This is a genomic window from Sporotomaculum syntrophicum, assembly GCF_009932395.1.
GTDB classification, from domain to species: Bacteria; Bacillota; Desulfotomaculia; order Desulfotomaculales; family Desulfallaceae; genus Sporotomaculum; species Sporotomaculum syntrophicum.
The window spans coordinates 123,752-142,158 of sequence record NZ_LSRS01000002.1 but is presented as its reverse complement, the minus strand read 5'-3'; the positions used below and the strand labels follow the sequence as shown (position 1 = coordinate 142,158).

General features: G+C 41.6%; 11 protein-coding genes, 5 tRNA genes, 1 rRNA gene and 1 other annotated feature. All 17 genes read left to right on the top strand.

Going from position 1 to position 18,407, the window contains the following annotated elements; translation table 11 throughout:
* Positions 1-143 precede the first annotated feature (143 nt).
* A 5S ribosomal RNA gene (rrf, locus tag SPSYN_RS03135) occupies positions 144-257 on the top strand.
* A 147-nt stretch (positions 258-404) separates the two neighbouring features.
* Entirely contained in the window at positions 405-1,301 is an 897-nt protein-coding gene (pdxS, locus tag SPSYN_RS03130; protein WP_423828274.1) for a pyridoxal 5'-phosphate synthase lyase subunit PdxS, read from the top strand.
* Between the two features lie 13 nt (positions 1,302-1,314).
* Positions 1,315-1,884: a pyridoxal 5'-phosphate synthase glutaminase subunit PdxT gene (gene pdxT / locus SPSYN_RS03125; protein ID WP_161821057.1), complete on the top strand. Its 570-nt coding sequence runs from the start codon at positions 1,315-1,317 to the stop codon at positions 1,882-1,884.
* Between the two features lie 64 nt (positions 1,885-1,948).
* Positions 1,949-2,183: a binding site (T-box leader), on the top strand.
* A 562-nt stretch (positions 2,184-2,745) separates the two neighbouring features.
* Positions 2,746-4,335 (top strand): phosphoglycerate dehydrogenase, encoded by a 1,590-nt coding sequence (gene serA, locus SPSYN_RS03120; protein WP_161821056.1) that lies wholly within the window; start codon positions 2,746-2,748, stop codon positions 4,333-4,335.
* A 206-nt stretch (positions 4,336-4,541) separates the two neighbouring features.
* Positions 4,542-5,810 carry a serine--tRNA ligase gene (serS, locus tag SPSYN_RS03115; protein WP_161821055.1) on the top strand — a complete coding sequence of 423 codons (1,269 nt, stop codon included), beginning with the start codon at positions 4,542-4,544 and terminating at the stop codon, positions 5,808-5,810.
* An 84-nt stretch (positions 5,811-5,894) separates the two neighbouring features.
* Positions 5,895-5,984 (top strand) — tRNA-Ser (locus tag SPSYN_RS03110).
* A gap of 22 nt (positions 5,985-6,006) precedes the next feature.
* Positions 6,007-6,101, top strand: a tRNA-Ser gene (locus tag SPSYN_RS03105).
* A 145-nt stretch (positions 6,102-6,246) separates the two neighbouring features.
* Positions 6,247-6,323 (top strand) — tRNA-Arg (locus SPSYN_RS03100).
* An 83-nt stretch (positions 6,324-6,406) separates the two neighbouring features.
* Positions 6,407-6,482: transfer RNA gene (locus tag SPSYN_RS03095), tRNA-Arg, on the top strand.
* Between the two features lie 39 nt (positions 6,483-6,521).
* On the top strand, positions 6,522-6,962 hold the full coding sequence (gene tadA, locus SPSYN_RS03090) for a tRNA adenosine(34) deaminase TadA (protein WP_161821399.1): 441 nt from the start codon (positions 6,522-6,524) through the stop codon (positions 6,960-6,962).
* A gap of 13 nt (positions 6,963-6,975) precedes the next feature.
* Positions 6,976-7,069, top strand: a tRNA-Ser gene (locus SPSYN_RS03085).
* 686 nt (positions 7,070-7,755) lie between these two features.
* The gene (locus SPSYN_RS03080; RefSeq protein WP_161821054.1) at positions 7,756-7,983 is read left to right on the top strand and encodes a hypothetical protein; all 228 of its coding nucleotides are present in this window, start codon (positions 7,756-7,758) and stop codon (positions 7,981-7,983) included.
* 701 nt (positions 7,984-8,684) lie between these two features.
* Positions 8,685-9,290, top strand: coding sequence for an NADH-quinone oxidoreductase subunit NuoE family protein (locus SPSYN_RS03075; protein ID WP_243152887.1), 606 nt, complete (start codon positions 8,685-8,687; stop codon positions 9,288-9,290).
* A complete protein-coding gene (locus SPSYN_RS03070; protein WP_161821397.1) occupies positions 9,274-11,229 on the top strand; it encodes an NADH-quinone oxidoreductase subunit NuoF in 1,956 nt (651 codons plus the stop codon). The genes SPSYN_RS03075 and SPSYN_RS03070 overlap by 17 nt, the downstream gene beginning before the upstream one ends.
* A complete protein-coding gene (locus SPSYN_RS03065; protein WP_161821053.1) occupies positions 11,195-13,072 on the top strand; it encodes an NADH-dependent [FeFe] hydrogenase, group A6 in 1,878 nt (625 codons plus the stop codon). Before SPSYN_RS03070 ends, SPSYN_RS03065 begins: the two co-directional genes overlap by 35 nt.
* A 382-nt stretch (positions 13,073-13,454) precedes the next feature.
* On the top strand, positions 13,455-13,649 hold the full coding sequence (locus tag SPSYN_RS03060; RefSeq protein ID WP_161821052.1) for a hypothetical protein: 195 nt from the start codon (positions 13,455-13,457) through the stop codon (positions 13,647-13,649).
* Positions 13,650-14,831: 1,182 nt separating this feature from the next.
* Complete coding sequence (gene nifJ, locus SPSYN_RS03055; RefSeq protein ID WP_161821051.1) at positions 14,832-18,341, top strand: pyruvate:ferredoxin (flavodoxin) oxidoreductase; 3,510 nt, start codon at positions 14,832-14,834, stop codon at positions 18,339-18,341.
* The last annotated feature ends 66 nt before the right edge of the window (positions 18,342-18,407 follow it).

Here is an 18,407-nt window from a genome sequence, read left to right as displayed (position 1 = left end):
TCGGTAGTCGGTGATAGAGTTACCTTAGCTAAACTACTACTTGCTTGGCTGTACAGTTTTGAGGGAACAATAATAAGTTAAACACAAGGTGCCTGGCACCGTTAAATTAACTTATTTACCTTATACAATAGTATATAAAGTTTTCCGGTGACCATACTGGAGAGGATACACCCGTTCCCATCCCGAACACGGAAGTTAAGCTCTTCGAGGCCGATGGTACTTGGGCTTGTCCCTGGGAGAGTAGGTAGTTGCCGGAATTAATTATTAAATAAAACGCCACGTTTATAAACTGTGGCGTTTTATTTAATAATACGTCATTTCATGCTAGTTCAAAACTAACTTGAATTTGCTATTGGAATACTGTAAAATATTTTAGTGATTGTTGTTGATTGGAGGAGAATTATATGGCTGAAGCCGTGACTGAAAAGGGGACATGGACAGTTAAGAAAGGTTTAGCGGAAATGCTTAAGGGTGGAGTAATTATGGATGTTACTACCCCTGAGCAAGCTAAAATAGCTGAAGACGCAGGTGCCTGTGCAGTAATGGCATTGGAAAGGGTGCCTGCTGATATACGTGCGGCTGGTGGTGTAGCAAGGATGGCTGATCCTGCTATTATTATGCGCATTATGGATGCGGTGACTATACCGGTAATGGCCAAAGCAAGAATTGGTCATTTTGTAGAGGCACAAATATTAGAAGCTTTGGGTGTTGATTATATAGATGAGAGTGAAGTGCTTACTCCGGCAGATGACCAGTATCATATAGAAAAAAATGCATTTAAAGTACCATTTGTATGTGGTGCTCGTAATCTTGGTGAAGCACTCAGGCGTATTGCCGAAGGGGCGGCCATGATTCGTACCAAGGGCGAACCAGGTACGGGCAACGTGGTGGAAGCTGTTCGACATATGCGTATGGTGATGGGGGAAATACGCCGGGTGCAAAATTTACCTAAGGAAGAATTGATTAGCGCAGCTAAAAATATAGGTGCACCCTATGAGTTACTTTTAGATGTAGCAAATAATGGCAAATTGCCGGTGGTTAATTTTGCTGCCGGAGGTATTGCAACTCCAGCAGATGCTGCTTTAATGATGCAATTAGGCTGCGATGGTATTTTTGTTGGCTCAGGGATATTTAAATCCAAGGACCCGCAGGCTAGGGCTAAGGCTATTGTTGCTGCTACCACTCATTACAATGATGCTAAAATATTAGCAGAGATTTCCCGTGACTTAGGTGAAGCTATGCCTGGTTTAGAAATTTCTACTATTATCCCGGAACAGCGTATGCAAGACAGAGGTTGGTAAAGGGAGATAAGCTATGTTAATAGGAGTACTTGCCTTACAAGGCGCCTTTCGAGAACATCAGTATATTCTGGATAAATGTGGTGTTTCAACTCGTCAGATAAGGAAACCATCTGAACTTGATGGTATTGACGCTTTGGTGATTCCAGGTGGTGAGAGTACTACCATAAGTAAATTAATAAACAGTTTTAATTTAATGAAACCAATAAAAGATTTAGCCAACCAGGGGATGCCAATCTTTGGTACTTGTGCTGGTTTGATTATGCTAGCTAAACATATAAGAAATTCTCAGCAGGAAACGATAGCCTTAATAGATATAGAGGTAGAACGTAATGCTTATGGTAGACAAGTGGATAGTTTTGAAACGGATTTAGACATACCTGTTTTAGGTGAAGAGCCATACCGGGCGATATTTATTAGGGCTCCTTATATAACAGAGGTTTCTAAAGGTGTTAATGTCCTGGCACGTTGCGTTAATAAAATAGTATGTGTAAGTCAGGGTCGTTTTCTTGTAACCGCTTTTCATCCAGAATTAACAAATGATTTACGCATGCACAGGTATTTTATCGAGAATATTGTTAAATAAATTACATAATCCTATTGCAAAAAAAGTTGATTATAGTATAATAACCATTAAATTATAAATTTAAATAAACCCGATGAAGGGGTAAAGTAACCAACTGCATTCTACAGAGAGCCGGTGTTAGGTGTAAATCGGTGTTGTATTTGGTGAAAAGGCTCCCCGCAGGGGGTCCGCTGAAAAAAGCAGTAGGCGGGCACGGATAGTTCCGTTATTTGAACGAAGAGGATTTGTTTAGTATGTTATTACATGTTAAACAAATCAATATGGGTGGTACCGCGGGAGAATAACCTCTCGTCCCTTTGATTTAATATTAGGGATGGGGGGTTTATTTTTTATATAATTATTGGTTATCCTAAGCTTATTCAGTAGATACCTGATATTACTAATACATCATTAAAGGAGGAGATATAAGAAGAACAAACTTATCTAGTGATTACTTGGCCAGCTTCTGTATCTATCGCCGGTAGTTGTAGTAGTATGACAATCCTCATGATTGGACGCCTAAGTAAAGGTTTTTTGTTGTGGATGGTGTAAGTAGTTCAGGTGGCATTCAAGTTTAAAATGACGATTGGCATGTTGATATTACCAACTATTAGGTCACAAAATTTTTGTATGCTGTTTCCGATTGGCTATGCAAAGTATAAGTTGAATAGGCATGGAAAGTATTGAAGCTTAAATTGCTTCTCCAAATATGAGGATAGCCGAGGCTAATGTAATATTGCTGATTATTCGTATGGGTTTGTCGCTAAAATGGGTATTGTTATCTCGATTGTAGGTTGAAATAAGTTTGCATAAAAAATTGTTACTCTGTTGATTTGGTGCAGGTGTTAAACTGCCCGGAAAGTTTTGGTGGAGGTGTAATAAATGGCAAAATTTAAAGTCTTAGCGATGGATGATGTTGCGCCAGAAGGTTTAGAACCACTGTACAAAGAATCGGATATCGAAGTGGTTATTGGCACTAAAATGACTGAAGATGAGCTGTCAGCTGTAATCGGCGAATATGATGCTATGATTGTGCGCAGCGCTACCAAGGTGACACCTAAGGTGTTGGAAAATGCATCTAAATTAAAAATAGTAGGCCGGGCGGGTGTTGGTGTAGATAATATTGATCTTGATGCTGCTACACAGCACGGTGTGCTGGTGGTTAACGCACCGGACGGTAATACCATCGCTGCCACTGAACAAACTGTTGCTTTGATGCTGTCCCTAGCTAGGAATATTCCCCAGGCAGCCACTAAATTAAAAAATGGTACTTGGGATAAAAATTCCTTTGTGGGTGTTGAGCTTCGGGGTAAAAAACTAGGAATTATCGGTTTGGGCAGAATCGGCTCAGCAGTTGCTCGTCGTGCACAGGCTTTAGAAATGGATATTATAGGCTACGACCCGTATATTTCTGCAGAAAAAGCAGCGGATATGGGGATTAAGCTGGCTACCTTGGAAGAATTATTGAAAACAGCTGATTTTATTACCGTGCATATGCCAAAAACAAAAGAAACCAGCAATATGTTGAATGAACAAGCCTTTGCTGTCATGAAGGACGGTGTGCGGATTATTAATTGTGCTCGTGGTGGTATTATTGATGAGGCTGTCCTATATAAGTACATGAAGTCTGGTAAAGTTGCTGGTGCGGCACTGGACGTTTTTGAAAAAGAACCAACCACAGAAAGTCCCTTATTTGAATTGAATAATTTTATTGCTACTCCTCACTTGGGTGCGTCAACTGAAGAAGCTCAGCTTAACGTGGCTATAGATGTAGCCAAGGAAATTGTGAATGCGCTTCATGATGATGTAGTGCATAATACAGTAAACGTTCCGTCAGTTAATCCTGAGGTAATGGTTAAGATTCAGCCTTATTTAAAGCTGGCTGAAAGGCTTGGCAAATTCCAGGCTCAGCTTGTAGAAGGTCGGGTAAATAAGTTAGAAATTATATATAATGGGGACTTGGCTCAGGAAGATGTTAAGCCAGTTACTACTGCGGTGTTGAAGGGTTTCCTGGATCCCATTTTACAAGAATCAGTGAACTATGTTAATGCACCTTTGCTTGCTAAAAACCGCGGTATCACTGTTGAACAAACCGTTGGTGGCGAGGCTGAAGGGTATGCTAGTTTAATCACTTTGAAAGTGATATCGGATAAGGGAGAGAAGGCGGTATGCGGAACCCTATTCCAGGATAATGACCCACGAATTGTTATGATCGATGGTTACAGGATTGATGCTATACCCGAAGGAAATATGCTTTATATACCTCATATGGATAAACCCAGGATCATTGGTCCTGTGGGTACAATAATTGGTGAACATAATATTAATATTGCTAGTATGCAGGTGGGACGTAAGGAAATCGGAGGCAAAGCCGTGATGATGCTTTCTGTTGATTGTCCAGTTCCTGATGAAGTTTTAAAAGCTATTACTGAGATAGACGGTGTGTTGGATATTAAGTTTATTAGCCTGTAGTTTTACTTGGATGCATAAATATGGTACAATTATGTCGGCTTAAGCCGACATTTTTGTTTTATCTAAACATTGAACAGTTATAATAGTAATAAAGCTTGTCATTATTAAACGATAGGTATCAGTCAACTTGATTTTTTTATTTATAATATTTGAATAAACGGACTATAGTATGTAAACTGTTATTGTTTTGTGGAGGCTTTCTGAAAATGCTTGATATAAAATTTGTGCGAAACAATCCTGATATTGTTAAAAAGGCATTGCAAAAAAGAGGAGCTAGTATTTCACTGGATTTTTTTTTGGAGCTTGATGAGCGCCGGAGGGGAAAACTGGTTGAGGTAGAAAAACTTAAAAACAAGCGCAATGTTGTTTCCGAGAAAATCGGACGGTTGAAAAAGGCGGGCCAGTTGGCTGAGGATATGGTATTGGAAATGCGTCAAGTTTCCGACGCCATTAAAAATTTAGATGATGAAATTCGCGCTTTAGAACAACAATTGCAGCAAATATTACTGGCTATTCCTAATATTCCTGATGAAAGCGTACCTATTGGAATTGACGAAAGTGATAACGTGGAATTGCGGCACTGGGGTGAACCCAGAAAATTTAATTTTAACCCCAAACCCCACTGGGATATTGGAGAGATGCTGGACATATTGGATTTTGAAAGGGCTGGCAAGGTATCCGGTGCTAGATTTACTTTTTATAAGGGTGCCGGTGCAGCTCTAGAACGCGCTGTATATAATTTTATGTTGGATGTACATACACGGGAACATGGTTATGTGGAGATAATACCTCCTTATATGGTTAACAGCAACAGCATGCTCGGTACAGGCCAACTACCCAAATTTGCTGAAGATATGTTTAAGGTGGAGAATACAGATTATTATCTAATACCCACCGCTGAAGTACCGGTAACTAATCTTTATAATAATGAAATATTAGATGGCGACAAACTACCGATTTATCATTGTGCCTTCAGTGCTTGTTTTAGGGCCGAAGCGGGGGCAGCCGGTCGTGACACTCGTGGTCTGATCAGACAACACCAGTTTAATAAAGTAGAACTGGTTAAATTTGTTCGCCCTGAGGATTCATTCGATGAATTGGAAAAATTGACGCTAAATGCCGAGAAAATATTGCAGTTGTTAGAGCTTCCTTACAGGGTAGTTATCCTTAGTACAGGTGACCTGGGTTTTAGCTCGTCAAAGACATATGATCTAGAGGTCTGGCTACCCAGTTACAACAGTTACAAAGAAATTTCTTCCTGTAGCAACTTTTTAGATTTTCAAGCCCGGCGGGCAAATATTAGGTATCGGGAAGGTAAAGCCAAACCACGTTTTGTACACACTTTAAACGGTTCCGGCCTAGCCGTTGGGCGAACGGTGGCCGCCATATTGGAAAACTATCAGACTGATACCGGCACTGTAAAAATACCAGCCGTATTACAACCTTATATGGGTGGCATAAAAGAGATAAATTAACACTAGTAATGAGGCATGGATTTATTGACATGGTACTCTTACTATGTTATACTTCTTATTGTCTCTGGTTGATTGAAATTGACTGGAGGGGTGTCCGAGCGGTTTAAGGAGGCGGTCTTGAAAACCGTTGAACCTTCACGGGTTCCGTGGGTTCGAATCCCACCTCCTCCGCCATTTTAATTAACTGATACAGCATGGAGAGATGGCCGAGTAGGTCGAAGGCGGTCGCCTGCTAAGCGATTATACGAGCTAAAACTCGTATCCAGGGTTCGAATCCCTGTCTCTCCGCCAGTTTAGAAAACCACGGATATTAAACCGTGGTTTTCTAATGTTACGTTATATCATTATTAAAAATATAAGGGATATGTTTGTTAGTTGACTTTTAGGACTGCTTTTGTTAAAATTAAACCTGCGATGTTGAGGAAGAAAATAATATGTGCCTGTGGCTCAATTGGATAGAGCATCTGACTACGGATCAGAAGGTTGGGGGTTCGAGTCCCTCCAGGCACGCCATATTTTTTTACGGCGACACAAAACTATATACTAGTAGTGTCGCTGCATTTTATTAATAACCTATACACAAAAGAAACTATTCAGCGCCTGTAGCTCAGAGGATAGAGCAGCGGTTTCCTAAACCGCGTGTCGGGAGTTCGAGTCTCTCCAGGCGCACCAATATTTTAAGGAGAATCTTTGTTGAACCAGGCCATATACATGCGTGAAGCCCTAGAGGAAGCTGAGAAAGCTTATGCATTAGGTGAAGTTCCCATTGGTGCGGTGGTGACACTGGGCGATAAAATTATAGGTCGGGGTCACAATTTGCGAGAAACACTAGTAGACAGCACTGCTCATGCTGAGATTATGGCGATGAGGGAGGCAGCCCGCCATATAGGTGATTGGCGGCTAAACGGGGCAGTACTATATGTTACACTGGAACCGTGTCCCATGTGTGCCGGGGCAATGATTCAATTTCGGGTGCAAACTCTGGTATATGGTGCTCAGGACCCCAAAGCTGGTGCTGTGGATTCTATAATGGATGTACTAAGAGAACCTCGATTTAACCATCAGGTAGCGGTGGTTTCCGGTGTACTTGAAGATGAATGCCGGGATATACTTAAGCGTTTTTTTAAGAAATTAAGAAAAAATAAAAGTTAATTCTTTTAATAATGGAGAGATGGCTGAGTTGGTCGAAGGCGCTCGACTCGAAATCGAGTAGACTGTGATGAGCGGTCTCCAGGGTTCGAATCCCTGTCTCTCCGCCATATAATCATGAAACCAAGGAGTTTTTAAATAGTAACTTCTTGGTTTTTTTATGTTCAAAACCCGGTATGAAACCTTCAATTATTAGGAACAGCCATGAAATTTGTAAGACCATAACGTTAAATGTCCTTGCAGAATAAACTATCTTGTTACTGCTGCCTAATGATGCCCAACATGTGTTCATCAATAATTCGGCGGCCGTTCTGCGCTCCGTCAAGCATACAATGCATGCAGGCTTTATTAACAAGCCTCGCCGCACTGCTAGAGAACCGGTAAATTTTATCAATCGCATTATCTGAAAAGATATCGTGTTTGGCACCGGCATAAGCCGGGTGCTGATAAATATATTCCTTTACTTGAGCTCTGTCTAAGTGGGGTAATTTGCACTGAAGGTCTAATCGTTCGGACATTACGAGAAAGCAGAAACAAAAAATATATCCCATTATTTTAAAGTGTAAGGTTTTGAATTAATGACTATAAACAGAAATATCATTTTATATTAAATTGGGTATTATTACCAGATAAGCTATTTAAAACGATGTTATTAAGAGATATGAAGCTCTAGTTTATAGAGAAGGACTATTATGACAATATTTAACATTTGCACCGTTATGCTATTATTAAACCTAAAATAAGCTTTAAATTTAGCGCGCGCATTTAAACAAATAATCACTGGGGGTGCTTAGGTATGGAATACATTGTTTATGATTATATCAGCGAGAAATATTTGCCCGGTGGTAACCAAAGCTCATGGCCTTTGATATACCGTGAAGGGGTGGTGATACCTGAGAGCAGTCAAGGATTGATGAAACAATCCCGGGGTTCGGTGATACCTGGTGAACTGGGCGGTGTATTGGAGGATTGTCCAGGTTTGATGTTGCCGCTTGGAAGGGGGGACCCTAAAGACGGATCATAATAAAAAAACAATGGTTTATAAGTTATAACAAGTAGAGTTTGGACCGGGGGCGTAATAGATAACATTCGCTATTTACTGGGAGAACAGGCTATATAAATAATTATAATTAATGGAAAATCCATTATAATAAAAAGAGCCAAATTGCACCCAGTTAAGCGTGTTATGTATTACTTTTAGCCTGATCGTTAGCGCAAGAGTTTAGGTCCAACTAGCAGAACATGTGTTAATTAGACATAACAGCAAAGAAATTTGACATATGATTTTAACACAATGTTTATGTTTGTATGATAAAATTAGGTTCTGTGGCGCAGGACCACAGAACCTAAAGGACTGGTAGAGATTAATAAATCTTATTATGTGGCCAATATTTCTTTAACTATCTGTCGCCTGACTATTCCCCACTAAGTTCCACCGGTATTCCCAAAAGACCTATAAGTATTGATATATACCGACTTTTATTAAACAATTTACCTCCTCTCTTATGCAAATCCAGAGTTTATTACTTCTTATTCTTATCCAGCCTTTAGTTTTTTCTATAATTCCGAGAGCAAAAAATCATAAAGTGATTACAGCCAATTATTAGGGTTTTAAGCACGGGATATTAAGGTCAAATTTACATATAATAATCTTTACATGCATGATGATCTATTACCTTTATCATGCAATGATGTTTCAAATATGTTTTATCCGGAGGTGACTATATGGAAGAAGCGACCAAACAAGAACAATTCCACGACGAACAGATAATAATTCCTCCGATGACTGAAACCGAAATAAAGCACAAGAAGAGGAGTACGGAAAAAACCAAAGACCACAAATATATTGAACTTGACAAGGTACTAGAGCGTTACCGAGGCCAAAAGGGTGAGTTAATCAGGGTATTACACAGCGCCCAAAAAATATTTGGCTACCTGCCCCAGGAAGTACAGGCCTACGTAGCTTTGAAAATGGATATCCCGGTAAGCGAAGTTAACGGGGTGGTCACTTTTTACACCCTTTTTGTTACCGAACCTAAGGGCAAACACTCTGTTAATGTCTGCATGGGAACCGCCTGTTATGTTAAGGGTGCCAGTGAGATTATTGATAAGCTTAAAGAGGAATTAAAGCTGGATGCACAGGAAACCAGTACTGATGGTCTGTTTACGGTAAGAAGCACTCGCTGTATTGGTGCCTGCGGCATGGCTCCGGTAATGACTGTAGACGAAGAGGTACATGGCAGATTAAACCCAGCTGATTTAACCGGCATATTAAAAAAATACCAGGAACAGGATGCAGGTGAAAAGTATGAGCATGATCAAGTCAATTAAAGATTTGGAGGCCGTTAGAGAAAAATACCTGCCCTCTATTCAACTTAGACTGGGTGAAGCTACTAATAAGACTGAAACTCATGTGTTGGTCTGTTCCGGTACTGCCTGTACTTCATCAGCCAGCCAGGCAGTTCGAGAAGAATTGCTACACCAATTGCAAAAGCATAACCTTGAGAAACAGGTAAAAGTAATTAAAACCGGCTGTTTTGGTTTTTGCCAGAAGGGTCCCATTGTTCTGGTTGAACCAGATAATATTTTTTACTGTCAGGTTGAGAGAAATGATGTTAATAAGCTAGTAGAGAAACACCTTATGGAAGGGCAAGTAGTAGAAGAGTTGCTGTTTCATGAACCAGATACGGGAGAGCGTCACCAAAAAATGGAGGATATCCGCTTTTTTCATAACCAACAGCGGGTATTGCTGCAAAACTGCGGACTAATTAATCCGGAAGATATTAACGAGTATATTGCCCGAGACGGCTATTTTGCCTTGGCCGGCGCTCTTAATCAGCGACCGGCGGATGTAATTGATCAAGTCCTCAAGTCAGGTTTACGCGGTCGTGGTGGTGGTGGATTTCCAGCCGGTAAGAAGTGGGAAATTGCCTCTCAACAAGAGGTTACTTCAAAATATGTAGTATGTAACGCTGATGAGGGAGATCCCGGAGCCTTTATGGATCGCAGCATCCTTGAGGGAGACCCCCATGCGGTATTAGAAGGCATGACTATCGCCGCTTACGCTATAGGCGCATCACAAGGTTATATCTACGTACGAGCTGAATACCCTATTGCGGTTGATAGGCTGGAGGTGGCTATCCGGCAGGCCCAGGAAGTTGGATTATTGGGTAAACAAATCCTTAGTACAGATTTTTCCTTTGATATAGGTATCAAATTAGGAGCAGGAGCTTTTGTGTGCGGTGAGGAGACTGCTCTTCTGCACTCAGCTATGGGTGCCCGAGGAGAGCCACGACCACGACCGCCCTACCCTGCTCAAGAGGGTCTTTGGGGCAAACCGACTATTATTAACAATGTAGAGACCCTGGCTAATGTCCCCCTTATTTTTAGAAAGGGTTGGCAGTGGTATATGGGGCAGGGCGTAGCTACCAGCACTGGGACCAAGGTGTTCTCCATGGCTGGGAAAATTAACAATACCGGGCTTATTGAAGTGCCTATGGGTACCAGCTTGCGCACAATTATCTATGATATAGGTGGTGGCATACAGGGAGAGCGAAGCTTTAAGGCGGTGCAAACAGGTGGCCCTTCTGGAGGGTGCATACCAGAAGATTATTTAGATAAACCTGTGGATTACGATTCACTTAAAGAGATAGGTTCCATGATGGGATCCGGTGGGCTTATTGTGATGGACGAACGGGATTGCATGGTAGATATAGCCCGCTTTTATGTCGAATTTGCCCAGGACGAGTCCTGCGGGCGCTGCACCCCCTGTCGGGTTGGCACCAAGAGATTATTAGAGATACTTCAGCGCATCACCAAGGGCCAGGCAGAAATGGAAGACTTGGAACTTCTGGAAGAACTAGCTTATGATATCCGGGACGCCTCTTTATGCGGCCTGGGGCAAACTGCACCCAACCCGGTACTGTCAACATTGCGTTATTTCCGTGATGAATATTTAGCCCACATCAGGGACAAGCACTGCCCGGCAGGGGTATGTAAGGAACTGCTGCATTACCAGGTGGTTGAAAGCAAATGTATCGGTTGCGGCATCTGTGCCAAAGCCTGTGGTGTGGATGCTATTAGCGGAGAAAAGAAAAAGCCGCCCTACAAAATTGACCCAAAAAAATGTGTCCGCTGTGGTGTCTGTTTAGCTAAGTGTCCCAAAGAAGCAATTATTAGAGGCGGACGGCGGATACCCGCTGCTACCGCTGCTGTACAAGAAGGGGTGAACAATCATGCCCATAGTTCCGGAATTTACACCAACGCCTGAAATCAAAAAGCCCGGCAATCTATTTGAACACGATGAAATAAAAATGAAAACAGTAAAACTAACCATAGACGGGCGTGAGGTCAAGGCACCAGAGGGTACATCCATACTGGAAGCCTCCCGGTCAGTGGGAATAGAAATACCAAGCTTATGTTATCTAAAAGGTATAAATGAAATAGGCTCCTGCCGGGTTTGCCTAGTAGAGGTTGAGATTAAAGGGGTTAGGACCCTACAGGCTTCTTGTGTCTACCCGGTTTTCGAAGGACTAACGGTATATACTAACTCGCCCAGGGCAAGAAGGGTAAGACGCACGATGGTGGAATTGCTACTGTCGGATCACCACCGTGAGTGTACCACCTGTGTACGTAACTTAAACTGTGAGCTGCAGAACGTAGCTGATGATCTTGGGATCAGAAATATCAAATATACTGGTGAAATGAACGACATTCCTATCTTTAACGACAATCCCTTTATCATACGGGATTATAACAAGTGCATCAAGTGCCGCCGCTGCGAGGCTATCTGCAGCAAGGTACAAGAAGTTAATGTTTATTCCGGTCTCGGGCGGGGCTTCGAAATGAAGGTGGCACCAGCCTTTATGCAAGATCTTTCCAAAGTGGCCTGCATTACCTGCGGCCAATGTGTGATTGCATGTCCCACCGGCTCCCTGGTGGAAAAGGAATGTATTGAATCGGTATGGGAAGCCCTGGAGGACAAAGATAAATATGTTGTAGTACAGACTGCCCCTTCCATTCAGGTCACCCTGGGTGAATCCTTTGGTTACCCGGTGGGAACCATTGTGACCGGTAAATTAGTAGCAGCCCTTCGCCGGCTGGGGTTTGATCAGGTCTTTGCCACTGATTTCAGCGCCGATTTAACCATAATGGAAGAGGCTAATGAGCTGCTGGAACGGCTGGATGGGCACGGTAAACTACCTCTACTATCCTCCTGCAGCCCGGGCTGGGTAAAATTCTGTGAGCATTTTTATCCGGAATTTATCGAAAATTTATCCTCGTGTAAATCCCCACATGAGATGTTTGGAGCACTGACTAAGACTTATTTTGCGGAAAAACAAGGGTTGGACCCGGAGAAAATCGTTGTCGTGGCCATCATGCCCTGCACTGCTAAAAAGTTCGAAGCTGCCCGGCCGGAATTTGGTACTAAACACTATAAAGATGTAGATTGGGTGCTGACAACCAGGGAACTGGCCAGGATGATCCGCCAGGCCGGGATCAAGTTCCATGACCTCCCGGATGAGGACTATGACACACCATTAGGTATCGCTAGCGGAGCCGGGGCAATTTTCGGATCCACAGGGGGTGTAATTGAAGCAGCCGTACGCACAGCCTATTATCTGACCACAGGTAAGGAAATGGATTTACTGGATTATTATGAATTTCGCGGTATCAGCGGTCTTAAGGAAATGGAAGTAGAGCTTAAAGGGCAGACAATCAAGGTAGCCATTGCCCACGGCACCGGTAATGCCAGAAGATTGCTGGATCGTCTAAGAGCCGGGGAAAAATTCCATTATGCGGAAATCATGGCCTGTCCTGGTGGTTGTGTTGGGGGCGGTGGTCAGCCCATATTTGGTACTAGGGATCACAAGGAGATTTCCCTAAACTACCGGCACAACCGGGCAGATGCCCTGGACCGTATTGATTATTCCAAGGAACTCCGCCGGGCCCATGAAAACCCGTCAGTTAAAAAGTTGTACGAGGAATACTTAGGTCACCCCTTAAGCGATCGGGCCAGGGAGTTATTACACACTTACTACACTCCACGGGGCAAGCTGCCTGGCTTTGAGCTGGAAAACCTATACGGAGAGTCCAGTAAGTATTTACATTAATCTTCAATATATAAAAATTTATAAAACTGAACACTTTTAATGTTAAACAGTAATAAAGAAGGGAACCACAAATTTTGTAGTTTCTTTCTTTTTTATGTCTTGGTTAATTTACATGGTTTATTTTATCAACCAAAGATTTTATGTTGTCATGTTATGATACAACATTATGCAATCATTAATAGCAAAATTGAAAAACTTAAATATATAGTTATTTCCAACCAGTAAATCTGTTTTAGAAAGAGAGTGCATGAGTATGTGTAATGTATTTTGATTGCATTGGCAATAATTACAAAATTTGGTATTTGTGCTACTATGTTAGTATTAAACTTAAAACAGTTATTAATTAGCGCGCGCTTAATACTACCATTGGAGGTATTGCTTAATGGCGTACAATGCAGTCAACTATATCAATGAGAAATATTTATCTGATCAATGCTCGAGATTATTAACCTGTGAAGATAGGAAGGTGAAACGCGTTCGGGGTTCATTTACAATTAATTATGCTGGTGCTGTTTCGGAAAATAGCCCCGACATATCTCTACCGCTGGTTAGAGGACATCCCAGATATAACTTATAAATATCATTGCGATAGGGTATTCACAAATTAAATAAGAAAAAAGGAGAAAATTTTAGGCTACTACAAAAGAAACACTATTACCGGGACCATGGCATTTTATTAGATATAAATGGGTAAAAGCCCATTTAAATTAAGGCCTTTGCTGATCCTAGTTTGGTGTATACATAACTTTTAAGTTATGCTTTACGAAAAAATTATGCCTAAAAATAACGATAAAAAACTAAACAGGCCTGACTGATATAACTCTATAGAGCGTGAATCCGGATGTAAATTAGGGTTCTGTAGCGCAGGACTACAGAGCCCCGACATTAAAAAAATCGATACTGCATATTTAACTATTACAAGATAACGATGTTCTGGTATATAATCCCTGTGACTCAACAACGTAATTATACCCATTTACTTTGTTAGTTTTACTAATAGAGCTTACCCAACCAGAAAAAAATACTTGGTTAATTTTATTCTAATAGTTTATATTATGGTAAAGAGAGTTTTGACTGATTATACAATGTTAAAAGAGGTGCCTTCGGGGGCCTCTTTATTTTCTGGCTAGATTTGAGCATTAAATGAAATACATAACATATCTGAGTGATTTCTATTAAGCCTAAAAGAGTCAAACCACCATATTGTACCATTGGGCATGACGATAAGTAACTATTGTTTAGTGCTTTAGTAGTCCTTTTTGCACTTAGACTATGTTAATGGGACTTTTAACAAGGAAAGTTTTTGTATACCTATTTGACTGAATGTGACCAATTTTAGCTGTTTATAATTCTCATTATGCAACGCTAATGTAGCTAATAAAGGTTTGAAGAACAAAATAGATTAGTACTTTTAGTTCAATGTGAGTAATATTTGGCAAAATATCTATAAATATACCTCATATATGCGATTAATGTTGACTCATAAATTAAATATGTTATATACTAACAAGAGGTTCACCTAGAATACTATATTTGTAAATAAGCAATGTTAACAAGCATGCTAGTATTAATAGTAAGTTCGATTGTTCAAGAATTAAAAGCAGTAAATAACAGCGGGTAAATATTAGCTTTATGAAAGCACTTTATCTAACTTTAAATGTTGTAGGCTTATATTATTAAGTTGGAAATCGCATAGGCTTAAATTGCCTGAGTGTTAGATAGAATGAAGCTTTTTAAATAAGAGGAGGTTAACTAGTTAATGGAAAAACGTAAGATGAAAACGATGGATGGGACTAAGGCAGCAGCATATGTTTCTTATGCTTTTACCGAATGTGCCTGCATTTACCCAATTACTCCATCCTCTCCTATGGCGGAGTATGTTGATGAATGGAGCGCTCAGGGAAAGAAAAACATTTTTGGACAAACAGTTGACGTAACTGAAATGCAGTCTGAAGCCGGCGCTGCTGGAGCGTTGCACGGTGCGCTGAGTGCTGGTGCTTTGTCAACCACCTATACTGCATCACAAGGTTTACTTCTGATGATCCCGAATATGTACAAAATTGCCGGCGAGCTTCTGCCCGGTGTTATGCATGTAACTGCGCGCAGCCTGTCTACTCATGCCTTGAATATTTTTGGCGACCATTCTGATGTAATGGCTACCTCTCAAACAGGTTGGGCACAGCTGTGCTCTAACAGTGTTCAGGAAGTTATGGATTTAGCTGGTGTAGCACATTTGGCAGCAATTAAATCCAGGGTACCTTTCCAGCATTTTTTTGATGGTTTTAGAACTTCTCATGAACAACAGAAAATTGAAACGATTGATTACGATGATTTTGCCAAGCTAGTTGATATGGATGCTGTCAAAGCTTTCAGAGACAACAGCTTGAATCCTGACCGCCCGGTTATCAGGGGCTCCAATCAGAACCCGGATATTTTCTTCCAGGCCAGGGAAGCATGCAGCCCGTTTTTCGAAAAAGTACCCGATATCGTTGCAGAGTATATGCGGGAAATTGGCAAGATTACCGGCAGACAATATAAGCCCTTTGATTATTATGGAGCACCAGACGCTGAATATATTATTGTAGCCATGGGATCTATTTGTGATGCTGCCGAGGAAACAATTAATTATTTAATGGCCAAGGGAGAAAAAGTAGGTATAATTAAAGTACATTTATATAGGCCATTTTCCGCTAAATATTTCTTTGATGTTTTCCCGAAAACAGTGAAGAAGATTGCTGTGCTTGATCGAGTTAAAGTTCCCGGTGCTGCCGGAGAACCTTTATATAAAGATGTTTGTAACTTATTCTTTAATTCCGAAATGAAGCCTCTTATCGTTGGAGGGCGCTACGGCCTTGGTTCTAAGGACACGCTACCTTCAGATGTTGTGGCGGTATTTGAAAATCTTAAAGCGGATCAGCCTAAAAACGGGTTTACCATCAGCATTATTGACGATGTTAGTTTAACTTCTCTGCCAAGGGGCGAAGACATTGACGTTACTCCGGAAGGAACAATCCAGTGCAAGTTCTTTGGACTTGGTTCTGATGGTACAGTAGGTGCTAATAAGCAAGCAGTGGAAATTATTGGCGACAACACAGATCTTTACGCACAGGCTTATTTCGCTTATGACTCCAAGAAATCAGGTGGTATCACCATTTCCCACTTGCGTTTTGGGAAAAAACCGATCAAAGCGCCTTATTTGATTAGCTCCGCGAATTTTATTTCGTGCAGTAACCAACAATATGTAAATATGTATGATTTAACAGCCGGCTTAAAGCCTGGCGGTAGCTTTTTGCTGAATTGCACTTGGACACCGGATGAATTAAACGAGAAGTTACCGGCTAAAATGAAGAGATACCTGGCAAAAAATAATATTAATTTCTATACCATAAATGCTGTTGGCATTGCTAGAGAGCTTGGCTTGGGTAATCGTACCAATATGATTATGCAGTCTGCTTTCTTCAAATTGGCTAAAGTTATTCCTCTTGAAGAAGCTGTAGGTTACATGAAGGAGCAGATCCAAAAGGCTTACGGTAGAAAAGGTGAGAAGCTTGTTAATATGAACAATGCATCAGTTGACGCAGGTATCGATAAATTGGTTAAAATTGATATTCCGGCTGATTGGGCCGATGTTCCCGATGATGAGGTCGTTACAATGGAAGAACCTGAATTCATCACCAACATCTTAAGACCTATGGCCAAGCAGGAGGGAGATAAACTGCCCGTAAGCGCCTTTAATGGTGTTGAAGACGGTACCTTCCCGCCCGGCACTGCTAAATACGAAAAACGCGGTGTTGCAGCGTTTGTTCCCCGGTGGATCAAAGAGAATTGTATTCAGTGTAACAGATGTTCGCTGGTGTGCCCACACGCTGCCATAAGACCTGTCCTGTTAACTGAAGTTGAACTAAAGAACGCTCCGGCAGGATTTGAAACCAAGCCGGCTAATGGATCGCAATTGAAAGGATTGGAATACCGCATGCAGATTACGCCCTTAGACTGCATGGGGTGTGAATCTTGTGTTAATGTCTGTCCTGCGAAGGAAAAAGCTCTGGTTATGGAAAGCATTGAAAGTCAGGTAAATGTGGAAGCAGCCAACTGGGAATTTGCAATGACAATTCCCGTAAAAGATAATCTAGTAAATAAATACAGCGTAAAAGGAAGTCAGTTCTGCCAGCCGCTGTTGGAATTCTCCGGTGCCTGCGCAGGTTGCGGAGAAACACCGTATATCAAGCTGCTTACCCAGTTATACGGAGACAGAATGATGATAGCAAATGCCACTGGTTGTTCCTCTATCTGGGCTGCTGCAGCTCCTTCAATGCCTTACACGAAGAATGCAGAAGGCAAGGGTCCGGCTTGGTCTAATTCTCTGTTTGAAGACAGTGCGGAATTCGGCTTTGGTCTGTATCTGGGAACTAAGAAGATCAGAAATAAAATTGCCGAACTGATGCAGGAAGCTTTATCGCTGGATATTTCACCAGAATTAAAGGGAGCTATGAAGGAATGGTTGGATGGCATGAACAGTGCTGAAGCATCTAAGGTTGCTGCAGCAAAAGTACTGTCCCTATTAGAAGGCCAGACCAATCCTGTGCTAAAGGCGATTGCTGATCGGAAAGATTTCCTAATTAAGAAATCAAACTGGGCCTTCGGCGGAGATGGTTGGGGTTATGACATCGGTTACGGCGGCATTGACCATGTGCTAGCATCAGGTGAAGATATCAATATCCTGGTGTTGGATACCGAAGTATATTCAAATACCGGTGGTCAGTCTTCTAAAGCGACCCCTGCGGCCGCTGTAGCGAAGTTTGCTTCCTCCGGCAAAAAGACGAAAAAGAAAGACCTCGGCGCCATGGCCATGATGTATGGCTATGTATATGTAGCGCAGGTGGCTATGGGAGCTGACCCGGATCAATGCGTTAAAGCTTTTAAGGAAGCTGAAGCATATCCCGGTCCATCCTTGATTATCGCGTACGCTCCCTGTATTAACCACGGTATTGATATGGCTAAGAGCCAGCTTGAAATGGATCGGGCTGTTAAATCGGGATACTGGCACCTATACAGGTTTAACCCCGAACTCAAAAAAGAAGGCAAGAATCCATTTACTCTTGACTCAAAAGAGCCAAATTTGGATTCTTTCAGAGATTTCATTATGAGCGAAGTGCGTTACAGTTCACTGGCTAAACTGTTCCCGGAACAAGCAGAACAGCTCTTTGCTAAAACGGAAGCAGATGCCAGGGAGAGATATGAGTTCTACAAGAAGCAGGCAGAACGCTAAAATTTGCTGTTAAATTATTAATTAGCTAAGAAACGGAGGACATTATTGTCCTCCGTTTCTACGCAG